The 12,787-nt window shown below is 66.2% G+C and carries 10 protein-coding genes; 7 read left to right on the forward strand and 3 right to left on the reverse strand.

From position 1 onward, the window contains the following. Positions 1-6 precede the first annotated feature (6 nt). The gene (locus FHW97_RS10340) at positions 7-2,172 is read right to left on the reverse strand and encodes a TonB-dependent receptor (protein WP_253941709.1); all 2,166 of its coding nucleotides are present in this window, start codon (positions 2,170-2,172) and stop codon (positions 7-9) included. A gap of 280 nt (positions 2,173-2,452) precedes the next feature. Here FHW97_RS10340 and FHW97_RS10345 point away from each other — a divergent pair, with 280 nt between their 5' ends. From FHW97_RS10345 to FHW97_RS10360, 4 genes are all read left to right on the forward strand, one after another. After that, positions 2,453-3,109, forward strand: coding sequence for a TetR family transcriptional regulator (locus tag FHW97_RS10345; RefSeq protein ID WP_183533792.1), 657 nt, complete (start codon positions 2,453-2,455; stop codon positions 3,107-3,109). Positions 3,110-3,268: 159 nt separating this feature from the next. After that, positions 3,269-4,534 carry an acetyl-CoA C-acetyltransferase gene (locus FHW97_RS10350; protein WP_171798884.1) on the forward strand — a complete coding sequence of 422 codons (1,266 nt, stop codon included), beginning with the start codon at positions 3,269-3,271 and terminating at the stop codon, positions 4,532-4,534. 19 nt (positions 4,535-4,553) lie between these two features. Continuing rightward, a complete protein-coding gene (locus FHW97_RS10355; protein ID WP_171798885.1) occupies positions 4,554-5,336 on the forward strand; it encodes an SDR family NAD(P)-dependent oxidoreductase in 783 nt (260 codons plus the stop codon). Positions 5,337-5,378: 42 nt separating this feature from the next. Continuing rightward, positions 5,379-6,542: an acetyl-CoA C-acetyltransferase gene (locus FHW97_RS10360; RefSeq protein ID WP_171798886.1), complete on the forward strand. Its 1,164-nt coding sequence runs from the start codon at positions 5,379-5,381 to the stop codon at positions 6,540-6,542. 1 nt (position 6,543) lies between these two features. On the opposite strand, the gene FHW97_RS10365 is transcribed toward FHW97_RS10360, so the two are convergent. Continuing rightward, positions 6,544-7,458: a LysR family transcriptional regulator gene (locus FHW97_RS10365; protein WP_171798887.1), complete on the reverse strand. Its 915-nt coding sequence runs from the start codon at positions 7,456-7,458 to the stop codon at positions 6,544-6,546. Positions 7,459-7,570: 112 nt separating this feature from the next. Between FHW97_RS10365 and FHW97_RS10370 the strand changes: the two genes are divergently transcribed. The 3 genes from FHW97_RS10370 to FHW97_RS10380 are packed head-to-tail and all read left to right on the forward strand — an operon-like array spanning position 7,571 to position 11,664. Further along, the gene (locus FHW97_RS10370) at positions 7,571-8,665 is read left to right on the forward strand and encodes an HlyD family secretion protein (protein ID WP_171798888.1); all 1,095 of its coding nucleotides are present in this window, start codon (positions 7,571-7,573) and stop codon (positions 8,663-8,665) included. Then, the gene (locus tag FHW97_RS10375; RefSeq protein WP_253941710.1) at positions 8,662-10,203 is read left to right on the forward strand and encodes a DHA2 family efflux MFS transporter permease subunit; all 1,542 of its coding nucleotides are present in this window, start codon (positions 8,662-8,664) and stop codon (positions 10,201-10,203) included. Before FHW97_RS10370 ends, FHW97_RS10375 begins: the two co-directional genes overlap by 4 nt. A gap of 3 nt (positions 10,204-10,206) precedes the next feature. Then, on the forward strand, positions 10,207-11,664 hold the full coding sequence (locus tag FHW97_RS10380; protein WP_171798889.1) for an efflux transporter outer membrane subunit: 1,458 nt from the start codon (positions 10,207-10,209) through the stop codon (positions 11,662-11,664). A 131-nt stretch (positions 11,665-11,795) separates the two neighbouring features. Here the strand turns inward: FHW97_RS10380 and FHW97_RS10385 are convergent, their stop codons facing one another. Beyond that, positions 11,796-12,728, reverse strand: a complete 933-nt coding sequence (locus tag FHW97_RS10385) for a DUF5074 domain-containing protein (protein WP_171798890.1) — start codon at positions 12,726-12,728, stop codon at positions 11,796-11,798. Between the last annotated feature and the right edge of the window lie 59 nt (positions 12,729-12,787).

A 12,787-nucleotide genomic window follows, 5' to 3' on the forward strand; every position in this document is an offset into this window, starting at 1 on the left:
CCGGGATCAGAACGTGAAACGAACCGACCCGCCATAGGTACGGGGCTGGGCCGGGACGAGATAGTTGAACGGGAAGCCGGCTCCGCGCAGATCGAGGCCGTAAGCCAGGGTTTTTTCCTGCAACAGGTTCTGCACCCAGGCCCGCAGCGTGACATTGCCGCGCGTCCAGGTGATCGCGCCGTTGACCTTGACGTAGGCACCCTGCTGCAATTCGGAATTGACCTGGGCACCGCCAGCGGCGTTGACGGCGTTGAACGGCGAGAAGAACTGGCGGCTGACGTAGTTGAGGTTGGGAGAGAAGGTCAGCGGCCCGCCGGCAATGTCGAGCGGTGCCCAGTCAAACCCGCCCTGCGCCGTCCAGCGCGGCGCGAAAGGCAGGTCGTTGCCGGCAAGGTTCGTGCCGGAAAGCGTGAGTTCCTTGTAGGTGGCGTGGAGATAGCCGACCGACGCATTGACCGAGAAGCGCGAAGAGGCGCGATAGGTCGCCTCGCCTTCGAAGCCATAGCTTTCCGACTTGGGCGCGTTGAGCAGGAACGAGACCGGGCCAGTCCGCGTATCCTGCAACTGCTGGTTCTGGTAATCGTAATAGAAGGCGGCGAGGGCGAGGGACAGCCGGCGATCGAGGAAACGGCCCTTGGCGCCGATTTCATAGGCGTTGACGTATTCCGGCTTGATATAGGTAATCCCGGCCGAATTGGTGTAGCCACCGCCGTTGAACGCGCCGGAACGATAGCCGCGGTTATAGCTGGCATAGAGCAGCGTACCGCTGTCGAACGTATAGGTCAGCGCGGCGCGGCCGGTAAGTGCGTTGTTGCGCCCCTTGATGGCATAGCGCGCGTTGGCGTCATAAGGGCAGGTGCCGACGCCGGTGGTGCAGGGCACCGTGGTGAACAGCGGCGTGCGCGTGCCGCCGAAAGCGCCCATGAAGAGATAGGCGTAGCCATCGTCATAGGCCGAGCGATCGGCGCTGTAGCGCAGGCCGATCGTGGCCACGAGCCTGGGCGTCAGGTTCACGTCGGTCTGCCCGAACACCGCATAAGTACGCCGCACCTGGCGGAAATGTTGGAAGAACCCACCGTCCACGCCTGGCGCGATGGCGCTGCCGATATCGAAGCCGTTGTCAGAGACGGTCTTGTCCCAGCCATAGAACACGCCGGCCACGGCCTTGACCGCCTTGCCTTCGTAGTTGAAGCGGGCTTCCTCGCTGAACTGGTCGAACTTGGCCTTCTGTTGAAGATCGAGGATATCGAGCGGCGAACCGTCGGCATCGAATGCGGCGTCGAGCAGGCCATTGCCGATGGCGGTGATCGACGTGAACGAGAGGCGCGGCGACAGTTCGTAGGAAATCTTGGCCGAGGTGCCGTATTGCCGCGTGCGGTTTTGACCGATGCGATTTTCGTTGATTTCAAAGAAACCGGGCGCGGCGGTGGCGGCAAGCCCCTTGATCGGCTGCTGCGTGCCATTGGCGCGGCTGGCATAGGCCTTGATCACGATATCCAGCGGGCCTGCGCCGGGGCGGATATGCAGCGTGCCGCGCACCTGGAGGCTATCGACCGAGCCGGCGTCGGGCTGGCCGGGATAGATGTTGCGGAACTTGCCGTCGCCCTTTTCATAAGTGGCGGCCACGCGGAAGCCGAGTTCGTCTTCCACCATCGTCGTTTCGAGCGCGCCTTGCGCCTTGAACGTGTTGAAATTGCCATATCCGGCTTCGGCATAGCCGCGATTGCCCGACAGCGTCGGGGTGTTGGTGATGAAGTTGATCGCACCACCTGTGGTATTGCGGCCAAACAGGGTGCCCTGTGGCCCGCGCAGCACTTCCACGCGCTGAAGATCATAGAGCCCGCCGCCCTGGCCCACGCGGTTCACCATGTTGACGTCGTCGATGTAGACGCCAATCGGCGAGACCTGGTTCGGGTTATATTCGTTGGCCACGCTGACCCCGCGCAGCGCAAAGTTGGGCTGGGTATCGCCCATGGCGCTGTTGATCTGCAGGTTGGGCACGATCTGGCCAAGCTGATTGGCATTGGTCACGCCCTTGTTGCCCAACTGGTCGCCGCTGAGCGCGGTGATCGCGATCGGCACGGTCTGGATCGACTGCGAGCGCCGCTGCGCGGTGACGATAATGTCGCCGGGCGCGGCTGCGGGCGTGGCTTCGGCCGACGCCTCAGGCATAGCTTGCGCGTGAACCAAAGCGGGGGACCATGCACATCCTAGCAGGAATGCGAGTCGCGCGGTAACCACCTGAAGCCTCATGGGGTATCCTCTCTCGGTATGGCGGGCGTCTGATCGGCAGGAAGTCCGGCGCGCCCATTCGTCAAAGTTAATCGATCGATTGGCTAACTTCTATCGGCGGTCGCGCGGCGGTGTCAATACGCCTGCTTCGGAGTATTCTCCGAAGCGCCCGCCTGCATCCCCCCTTGCGATGTTAATTGATCGGTTTATGACTGCTGGGATGACGACGGCATCCGAAATCGCCCGCGAAGGAACCCTGCGTGCCGCTCGGCGCGAGACGGCACGTACCGCGCTGCTCAATGCCACGGCAGGAATCCTGTCTGAAGCCACCCAGATCGAAGCATCGCTGAGCGAAATCTCGCGGCGATCCGGCGTCAACTCCGCGATGATCAAGTATTATTTCGGCGACAAGCAGGGACTGCTGATGGCCTTGCTGGAGCGCGAGGCCGAACGGGAAATGAGCGGTCTCGACGCGCTGGTGGCGATGGATGTCTCGGCCGAGCGCAAGATGACGATCCACGTCGAGGGGATCGTCAACGCCTATTACCGCTCGCCCTATCTCAACCGGCTGGTGCATTACATGGTCGAAGCCGGCGGACCGGAAGCCAGCGCGCGCGTGTCGGACATGTTCATCACGCCGATGATGGCCGCCTATCGCCAGATCGTGGCCCAGGGCGTGCGCGAAGGCACAATGGTCGATGTCGATCCGGCCTTGCTCTATTACGCGCTGGTCGGCGCGGCCGATCATATCTTCTTCGCCGCCTATTCCGTGCCCACCACGCTGGGTGTGGCCAAGGTCGACGTGGGAATCAAGCAGGCCTACGCCACGCTGCTGCGCGACCTGTTCCTGCGCGGACTGCGCCCGGACAAAGACTGAACCGCTGAGAAATTGATCTTTTTTCCTCGACTGCGCGCGTCGGGAGCGAATGCGCGCGTCAAGGCGGTTTACAAGCGACGCGGTTTGCGTAAAAGGCGCTCTACAAAACCAATCAATCGATTAATAAAGATCGATGCAGCCAGAGGAGACCGACTCGCCATGGGCAATGCGTATATCTTTGACGCGGTGCGGACGCCGCGCGGCATCGGCAAGTCGGGCAAGGGCGCACTCGCCCATCTTCACCCGCAGCACCTCGCGGCAACAGTGCTTGAGGCTCTCGTCGCCCGCAACGGTCTCGCGGGCGCCGTGATCGACGATGTGATCTGGTCCACCTCCTCGCAGCGCGGCAAGCAGGGCGGCGACCTTGCCCGCATGGCCCTGCTCGACGCCGGGATGGACGTGCAGACCTCGGGCATGACGCTCGATCGGTTCTGCGGTGGGGGGATCACCGCCATAGCGCTCGCCGCCGGGCAGGTGATGGCCGGTCTGGAAGACGCGGTGATCGCCGGCGGCACCGAAATGATGAGCTTCACCGCCGATCGCGAAAGGGCCGAAGTGGCGGCCGGGCTTGGCCCGACGATGATGGGGGCGGGTAATGACCGGCTCGACCAGCGGCATCCGCAATCACACCAGGGCGTGTGTGCCGATGCGGTCGCCAGCATGGAGGGGATCACGCGCGAGGCGCTTGACGCATTTGCTGCCGAAAGCCAGCGTCGCGCGGCGATTGCCATCGCCGAAAAGCGCTTTGCCCGTTCGGTCGTGCCCGTGCGCGACGACGCCGGGGCGGTGGTGCTCGACCACGAGGAGTTTCCCCGCCCGCAGACCACGGCCGAAAGCCTGGCACAGCTCAAGCCTGCCTTCGCCGACTTGATGGACATGCCCTACAATGAGGCCGGCGATACCTTTCGCCGGCAGATCGCGCGGCGCTATCACGATCTGGAGATCGTGCCGGTGCACCATGCCGGCAGCAGTTCGGGCGTGGTCGATGGCGCCGCAGCCGTACTGGTCGGCTCGCGCGCATTTGGCGAGCGTCATGGCCTGGTGCCCCGCGCCCGGGTGGTGGCGGCGGTGAACGCGGGCGATGATCCCACGCTGATGCTCAACGCGCCGGTGCCCGCCGCCCGCAAGGCCCTGGCCCGTGCTGGCCTGGGCGTGGCGGACATCGATCTGTGGGAAATCAACGAGGCGTTTGCCGTGGTGCCGGAAAAGGTCATCCGCGACCTGGGGCTCGATCGCGACAAGGTCAACGTCAACGGCGGGGCGATCGCGCTGGGCCACCCAATCGGCGCGACCGGCGCTATCCTGGTGGGCACGTTGCTGGACGAGCTGGAGCGCACCGGCCAGCGCCTGGGCCTCGCCACGATGTGCGCGGCCGGCGGCATGGCCCCGGCGATCATCATCGAGCGCATTACCGCTTACGCCTAATCGAGAGGAAGCCGATCAGATGAAAATTGGACCATCCACTGTTGCCGTGGTCACCGGCGGCGCATCGGGCCTGGGCGCCGCGACTGCGCGCGCCTTGGCAGCACGCGGCGCCAAGGTGACGCTGTTCGATCTCAATGCAACCCTGGGCAGCAGCCTGGCGGCGGAAATCGACGGCCATTTCGCGCAGGTTGACGTGACCAACGAAGCATCGGTCGATGCCGGGTTTGCCGCCGCACGCGCCGCCCATGGCCAGGAAAGCGTGCTGGTGTGCTGCGCCGGCATCGGCTTTCCCGCCAAGACCGCCGCACGATCGCGCAAGGATGGCACGATCGGGCATTTCCCGCTCGATGCGTTCAATTCGGTTATTCAGGTAAACCTGGTCGGCACGTTCCGCTGCGTTGCCAAGGCGGCAGCCGGCATGCTTACGCTGGAACCTGGCGAGGATGGCGAGCGCGGCGCAATCGTGATGACCGCCTCGGTCGCGGCCGAGGATGGCCAGGTGGGCCAGGCCGCCTATTCGGCTTCCAAGGGTGGCATCGTCGGCATGACCCTACCCATTGCACGCGATCTTATGGGCGATGGCGTGCGGATCAACACTATCCTGCCGGGCATTTTCGATACCCCGCTGATGAATGCCGCGCCCGACGCGGTGAAGGAAACGCTGGCGGCATCGGTGCCGTTTCCCAAGCGCTTTGGCATGCCGGCCGAATACGCCGCGGCGGCGATCGGGCTGATCGAAAACAGCTATTTCAATGGTGAGGATGTGCGCCTCGATGGCGGCATCCGCATGGCGCCGCGCTGAGTGGCGGCGTGCCTTTTCCCGAGCAACAAGGACAGATGACTTATGCCTGAAGCCTATATCGTGGCCGCCGCGCGCACTGCCGGCGGCCGGCGCAAGGGCGCGCTGTCTGGCGTGCATCCGGCCGATCTTGGCGCCGTGGTGCTCAATGCCCTGATCGCGCGCGCGGGGATGGACCCGGCCGGCGTGGATGACGTGATCCTGGGCTGCGTTACCCAGGCGGGCGAGCAGGGTTCGGCCCTGGGCCGCAACGTGGTGCTGGCATCCAACCTGCCGCAATCGGTGCCGGGCGTGACGATCGATCGCCAGTGCGGATCGTCGCAACAGGCGCTGCACTTTGCCGCGCAAGCGGTGATGAGCGGAACCCAGGACGTGGTCATCGCGGCCGGCGTGGAAAGCATGACTCGCGTGCCGATGGGGTCGAACGTGGCGCTGCACACAGCGGCGGGGCTGGGCCAGGGCCCCTGGCCGGAATCGGTGCAGAGCCGCTTTGGCGTGCCGGCCTTCAACCAGTTCCATGGCGCCCAGGCGATTGCCGATAAGTATGGCTTCAGCCGCGAGGCGATGGACGCCTATGCCCTGGCCAGCCACGAGAAGGCCGCTGCAGCGATCGCGGCAGGGCATTTCGACGCTGAAATCGTGCCGGTGATGACGGCAGAGGGCCCGTTTGCACGCGACGAAGGCGTGCGCGCCGATGCCTCGCTGGATGCGCTGGCCGGCCTCAAGCCCTTGACCGAAGGCGGCTCGCTCACGGCGGGCAACGCCAGCCAGATGACCGATGGCGCATCGGGCGTGTTGGTGGCGAGCGAAGCGGCGCTCAAGCGCTACAATCTTTCGCCTATCGCGCGGATCGTCAACCTGACGGTGACCGCCGGCGATCCGGTGATCATGCTGGAAGAACCGATCCCGGCCACGCGCCGCGCGCTGCAACGCGCCGGCATGGCGCTGGGCGACATCGACCTGTTCGAAGTGAACGAGGCGTTTGCCTCCATCCCGATGGCGTGGCTGGCCGCGCTCGGGGCCGATCCGGCGCGCCTCAACGTGCGCGGCGGCGCGATTGCCCTGGGCCATCCGCTGGGGGCGTCGGGCACCAAGCTGATGACCACGCTGTTGCACGCCCTGTCGGCCACGGGTGGTCGCTATGGCCTGCAGACCATGTGTGAGGGCGGCGGGGTGGCGAACGTCACGATCGTGGAGCGCCTGGTCTAAGCTATAAGGCGCGGATCGTCGCGCGCAGCCAGGCTAGGCCCTGGTCTGCGCGCTGGCGGGCGTGCCAGATCAACGCGATGGGAATGCGCACTTCCTCATCCACCCGATCGAGCACGACGACATCGCCGCGCGCCACCGCCGGCGCGGCGATGCGCGCGGAAACGCGGGCGACCAGATCGGTGCGCGCCACCAGGGCCACGGCGGTCTGCGATTCATAGACGGTGATGCGGCTGGGTACGGTGGGGGTGGTGCGCCAATCGCCCAGATCCGCCTGCGCCGTGGCGCCGATCCCGGCGGGAAAGCCCGGCAGCGGCGCCGGGCCGCCGGGCGTAATGGTGATCCGCGCGGCCGGATCGATCGCGGCCAGTGGCAGGCGCTGGGTCACCACGGGATTATCCGGCGCGGCGATCCACACCATCTGTTCTTCGTAAAACGGTTCGACCACGATCCGTTCGGGCAGGCTCATCGCGGCGCCTAGGGCCAGATCAGCCGTGCCGTGGTCCAGCAGGGTGACCACCGCCTCCCCGGAAGGGACGATCCGCAGGCTGACGCCGGGCGCGACCTGCCGCACATGCGCCACCAGGGCCGGCACCATCAGGTGGCAGAAATAGGGGCTGGCCGCCAAGGTGAACGTGCGATCGGCGCGCGCCGGTTCGAACGCAGTGGGGGCCAGGGCGGCCTGGAACTGGACCAGGCCGCGCCGCACGCCGCCGGCAATTTCCTCTGCGCGCGCAGTGGGTTGCAAGCCGCTTTGCTGACGCAGGAACAGCGGATCGTCCATCGCGCGGCGCAGGCGCGCCAGGGCATGGCTGACCGCGGGCTGGGTCAGCCCGAGCTGGCGCGCGGCGCGGGTCACGCTGCGGGTTTCCATCAGCGCATCGAACACGCGCAGCAGGTTGAGGTCGAGAGCCATCATGCACACTGCTTATATCTAAATCGCCAAATAATCATTCGACTTATGGGCATGCAGCGATACGAGAGCCCCGAAACGGCGTCTTTGCGCGCCGGGGCGCGATGTGGGCAAAAGAATGGCACGAGATGATGTGGCGGGCAGTGGCCCGAACGCCAGCGTGGTGGCAGATCCGGCACCGCCGGCACGGCGGCAGCGGTGGCGCCTGCCCCTGTTGATCGGCGGGGTGGTAATCACAGCGGCGGTGGGAACCTGGCTCTATCTGGGCAGCCAGGGGCACGAAACCACCGACAACGCCTATATCCAGGCCGGCCTTGTTGCCGTCAGCGCCAACGTCAGCGGGCCGGTGATCGCGGTGGAGGTGCATGAAAACAGCCGCGTCAAGAAAGGCGACGTGCTGTTCCGCATCGATCCCGCGCCGTTCCAGGTGGCCGTGGCGGCGGCCGAGGCAGACTTGGCCAATGCCCGCACCCAGGTAGAGGCGCAGCGCGCCACTTATGCTCAAGGCCAATCGGAACTGACGACGGCGCGCGCCCAACTGGACTATGCCATGCGCGAGGCGGCGCGGCAGAAGGCCTTGCTGGCGCAGAGCATTTCGTCGCAGAACCAGGCCGATCAGGCCGTGCTGGCCGAGCGCACCGCGCGCGCCGCCGTGGCCGCCGCGCAACAGCATAATGCCAGCCTTGCCGCCGGGCTTTCGGGCAAGGTCGATGCGCCGATCGCCGACCAACCTGCCGTCCGCCGCGCGCAGGCCGCGCTCGACCAGGCGCGGCTCAACCTGTCTTACACGGTGGTGCGCGCCGCGCAGGATGGCGTGGTGACCAAGGTGCCGCAATTGCAGGTGGGCAGCTATGTCACGGCAGCCAAGCCGGTGTTCACCCTGGCCGGCACGCATCTGTGGATCGAGGCGAATTTCAAGGAAAACCAGCTTGATCAGATGCGCATCGGGCAGCGGGCGACGGTCCGGCTCGATGCTTTCCCCTCGCTCCACCTGCGCGCGCGCCTGGCCAGCTTCAGTCCCGGCACGGGCAACAGCTTTGCCCTGCTGCCGGCCGAAAACGCCACGGGCAACTGGGTAAAGGTGGTGCAGCGCCTGCCGGTGGAGTTCGAGATCGAGAACCCGCCGGCCGGGGTGCCGCTCCATGCCGGTTTGAGCGCGGAAGTGACGGTCGATACCAGGGGTGCCGGCAGCGGGCAGGCCGCGCGCCCATGACCACGGCGATGACCGCGGGCTATCCGCCGGCCGGGGTGCGGCGCATGGTCACCGCCTCGGTCATGGCCGCGACGGTGATGAACTCGCTGGACAGCACGATCGCCAACGTCGCCCTGCCGCATATCCAGGGCAGCGTTTCGGCCTCGGCCGACGAGATCACCTGGGTGCTGACGTCGTACATCGTCGCCGCCGCGATCTGCACGCCGCTGACCGGGTGGCTGGCCGGACGGTTTGGCCGACGGCGGCTGATGCTGTGGTCGATCGTGGGGTTCACCATCGCCTCGGGCCTGTGTGGCATGGCCACCAATCTTACCGAAATCGTGGGATTCCGCCTGTTGCAGGGCGTGTTCGGCGCGGCGCTGGTGCCGATGAGCCAGGCCATCCTGCTCGATATCAACCCGCCCGAACGCCATGGCCCGGCCATGTCGGTGTGGTCGATGGGCGCGGTGCTGGGACCGATCGTGGGGCCGGCGCTGGGTGGCTGGCTGACCGATAACCTGACGTGGCGGTGGGTGTTTTTCATCAACCTGCCGATCGGCGCGCTGGCCTTTGCCGGCTTGTCGCTATTCCTCAAGGAAAGCCCGCAACGTACGCAGACCCGGCTCGACCTGTTCGGCTTTGCCATGCTGGGCCTGGCGGTGGGTTCGCTGCAACTGATGCTTGATCGCGGACAGACCAAGGACTGGTTCAGTGCCACCGAGATCGTGGTCGAGGCCATGCTCGCGCTGCTCTTTGCCTATCTGTTCGTGGTGCACATCCTGACAGCGCGGCGCCCGTTCATCGATCTGGCCTTGTTTGCCAACCGCAATTTCACGCTGGGTTCGATCTTCGGCTTTTTCCTGGGCGTGCTGGTCTTTTCGGTGCTCGCCCTGCTGCCGCCCATGTTGGAAGGGCTGATGCACTATCCCGTGGTGCTGACCGGCCTCGTCACCGCGCCGCGCGGGGTGGGGTCGCTGATCGCGATGATGCTGGCCGGCCGGCTGATCAAGCGTGTCGATGCGCGGCTGCTGATTCTGATCGGGTTTATCCTGAGCGCCTGGTCGATGTATCGGATGAGCGCGTTTTCGCTGGGCATGGATGAAAGCCTGATGATCTGGTCGGGCTTCATCCAGGGTTTGGGGACCGGCATGATCTTTGTGCCACTGTCCACCATCACGTTTGCCACGCTCGATCCCCGGTTCCGCAACGAAGGTGCGGCGATGTTCACGCTGATCCGCAACATCGGCTCGGCCATCGGCATTTCGGTGCTGCAGGCGATGACCGTGCGCAACACCGCCACGGTGCATGCCCGCCTGGTCGAAGGCGTGCGGCCCGACAACCCCGTGCTGGCCTGGACAGCGCCGGGGCTGGATTTCCATGCGGCAGACCAGGTGGCGCGGATCAACGCGGCAATCACCAACCAGGCAGCCATGGTCGGCTATATCGATGCGTTCTGGGCACTGTTCCTGGTCACGCTGCTGGCCATTCCGCTGCTGCTGTTCCTGCGCGGGCCACGCCGCAGCCGGGATGGTGACGATCTTCATCTGCACATGGATTGACCGATGCGCGCCAGACGATGCCTTGTTCCGTTGGCTTTCTTCCCGGCTGCGCTGGTCGCCGGATGCACGGTCGGCCCCGATTTCCATCGTCCGGCCGCCCCTGTGGCCACGGCCTATCGTGCGGCCGACGATGTCGCGCCTGCTGCGGGCGCCGCGCCGCAGGCCACGCTGGGCGAAGGGCCGCAGGCGCAATGGTGGCGCGCGTTCGGTTCCGATGCGCTCGACCAGCTGGTCGATCAGGCGCTGGCCCATAACGAGAGCCTGGCCGCCAGCGATGCGACATTGGCGGCGGCGCAGGCGCAATGGCGCGCCGTGCTGGGCCGCCGCGCGCCGCAGATCGATGCCAATGCCCGCGCGGAACAGCAGCAGGTGAACCTGGCGGCGTTCGGATTTGGCGCGTCACCCGCGCTGGGGCTGGATGGCAATCCCGATTTCCATCTCTATTCGGTGGGCGGCGGCGTCAGCTATGACCTCGATCTGTTCGGTGGCCTCAAGCGCCAGGCTGAACAAAGCGGCGCGCTGGCCCTGGCGCAGCAGCGCCAGACCGAGGCCGCGCATCTGGCGCTGGCCGGCCAGGTGGTGAACCAGGTGCTGACCATCGCCGCGATCCGCAGCCAGATGGCCGCGCAGCAGGCGCTGCTCAGCGATGACGCGCGCAATCTCGACCTCATGCAAAAGCGCCAGCAGGGGGGCGAGGGCACGGCGGTAGAAGTCCTGAGCGCGCAGGCGCAGCTCGCCGCAGACCGGCCGGCCTTGCCTGCCTTGCAGCAGCAACTGGCCCAGGCGCGGGCGATGCTGTCGACATTGCTGGGCATCACGCCCGATGCGCTGGGTGCCACCGATTTCACGCTGGAGCAGTTTGCCCTGCCGGCGCAGGTGCCGGTCTCGCTGCCTTCGGCGCTGGTGCACAAGCGGCCCGATATCCTCGCGGCCGAGGCGCAGTTGCATGCCGCGACGGCCGAGATTGGCGTGGCCACTGCGCGGCTCTATCCCAACATCACCCTGGGCGCGACGCTGGAACAGGGTGCGCCGGGGCTGGGCGATCTTACCGCCAATGCCTTTCGCGGATATGATATCTTCGCCGGGCTTACTGCGCCGATCTTTCACGGCGGCACGCTCAAGGCGCAGCGCGAGGCGGCCGTGGCGCGGGCGCGGGCGGCCGACCACACTTATCGCCAGACGGTGCTAACAGCCTTTGCCCAGGTGGCGGAACTGCTCCACGCGCTCGACAACGATGCGCAAGGCGTGGCGATGCAGCAGGATGCCCTGGCCGTGGCCGATCGCGCCCGCACGCTGTCGCGCAAGAGCTTTGACGTGGGCAACAGCGGCGTGTTGCAGGTGATCGACAGCCAGCGCACCTGGCAGCGCGCCAGCACCGCGCTGGTGCAGGCGCGCGCGCAGCAGTTCCTCAATGTCGCGCGGCTTTATGTGGCGACGGCTGGGGGGTGGGTGACGGAGTGATGGGTGATGTTGGTGTGTGGCTTCCACCACCCCCCTACCCCCTCCTCTAAAGAGGATGGGGCTTAAAAACAGGATGTTAACTCCCCCTCCTCTTCAGAGGAGGGGGGCGGGGGGTGGTGGAACCCTAGCGCCTACTTCCCATAACTACCCGGCTCTGGCCACCATGTTAGCGTGTGGGCATCATGCGCCGAGGTCCAGATGCCGGCTGGGCTGAACCGCAGGCCACCGCTGCCGGCAGGCTTGCCCACGCGGGCGTCGATCGCCATGGTTTGCGCGTCGATCACGGCAAAGACCTGATCATCGGTGGTGCGCAGCCACACCTTGCCGGCGCCGGTATCGATATCCCCCCACTTGAGATTTTCGCCCACCTTTACCCGGCCAAGCAGCGCGCCGGTCTTCGGGTCGATGCGCGCCAGGGTGCCATCGCCCTGTTCCTGCACCCAGACGCTGCCTTTGCCGGCCGCCAGGAAACCCGGCGCCTTGCCCAGCGGGGTGCGCGCGGTGACGGTGTTGGTGGCCGGATCAATGCGCTGCAGGCTCTGTTGCGCGGCGCTGACCACCCAGATCGCGCCTTCGCCAGCGGCCATGTACCAGCTGCCGGGATCGACCGGCACGGTGGCAATCACCGTGTTGGTGGCCGGATCGATGCGCGAGACCACGCCCTTGGCATCGCTCGCCACCCAGATCGAGCCTGCGCCGGCCACGACATTGAGTTCGCCTTCCTTGTCGTTGGCAATGCCGCTGGCAATCGTGGCGACAAGCTTGCCCGTTGCGGTGTCGATGCGGTTGACGGTGCGATCGGCGCAATTGGCCACCCACAGTGCGCCATCGGCAATAGCCATGCCGCCGCAGGGATGGGCCAGCGGCACTGTCGCCTTCATGCCGGTGAGTGACCATTGCTCCACCCGGCCGCGATTGGTGGCCCAGACGGTGTCGCCATCGACGGCGAGGAAATCGGCAAAGCCGGGGACGGCGATGACCTTGGGTTTGGGGGCGGCGTGGGCGGCAATGGGGGCCGCAAATGGGGCGAGCGCCAGGAGCGTGGCGGCAACAAAGCGCTTCATCGGCTTTCCTCCTCTTCGTCACCCCGGACTTGATCCGAGGTCCAGCTTGCTTCCTTTCC

Origin of the sequence: Novosphingobium sp. SG754 (assembly GCF_013149315.1) — a bacterium.
In the GTDB taxonomy this organism is placed as follows: domain Bacteria; phylum Pseudomonadota; class Alphaproteobacteria; order Sphingomonadales; family Sphingomonadaceae; genus Novosphingobium; species Novosphingobium capsulatum.

Excerpts from the sequence above, each read along its gene's own strand:
- FHW97_RS10340 (WP_253941709.1), bottom strand. The coding sequence starts at position 2,172 with ATGCCTGAGGCGTCGGCCGAAGCCACGCCCGCAGCCGCGCCCGGCGAC.
- FHW97_RS10345 (WP_183533792.1), top strand. The coding sequence starts at position 2,453 with ATGACGACGGCATCCGAAATCGCCCGCGAAGGAACCCTGCGTGCCGCT.
- FHW97_RS10350 (WP_171798884.1), top strand. The coding sequence starts at position 3,269 with ATGGGCAATGCGTATATCTTTGACGCGGTGCGGACGCCGCGCGGCATC.
- FHW97_RS10355 (WP_171798885.1), top strand. The coding sequence starts at position 4,554 with ATGAAAATTGGACCATCCACTGTTGCCGTGGTCACCGGCGGCGCATCG.
- FHW97_RS10360 (WP_171798886.1), top strand. The coding sequence starts at position 5,379 with ATGCCTGAAGCCTATATCGTGGCCGCCGCGCGCACTGCCGGCGGCCGG.
- FHW97_RS10365 (WP_171798887.1), bottom strand. The coding sequence starts at position 7,458 with ATGATGGCTCTCGACCTCAACCTGCTGCGCGTGTTCGATGCGCTGATG.
- FHW97_RS10370 (WP_171798888.1), top strand. The coding sequence starts at position 7,571 with ATGGCACGAGATGATGTGGCGGGCAGTGGCCCGAACGCCAGCGTGGTG.
- FHW97_RS10375 (WP_253941710.1), top strand. The coding sequence starts at position 8,662 with ATGACCACGGCGATGACCGCGGGCTATCCGCCGGCCGGGGTGCGGCGC.
- FHW97_RS10380 (WP_171798889.1), top strand. The coding sequence starts at position 10,207 with ATGCGCGCCAGACGATGCCTTGTTCCGTTGGCTTTCTTCCCGGCTGCG.
- FHW97_RS10385 (WP_171798890.1), bottom strand. The coding sequence starts at position 12,728 with ATGAAGCGCTTTGTTGCCGCCACGCTCCTGGCGCTCGCCCCATTTGCG.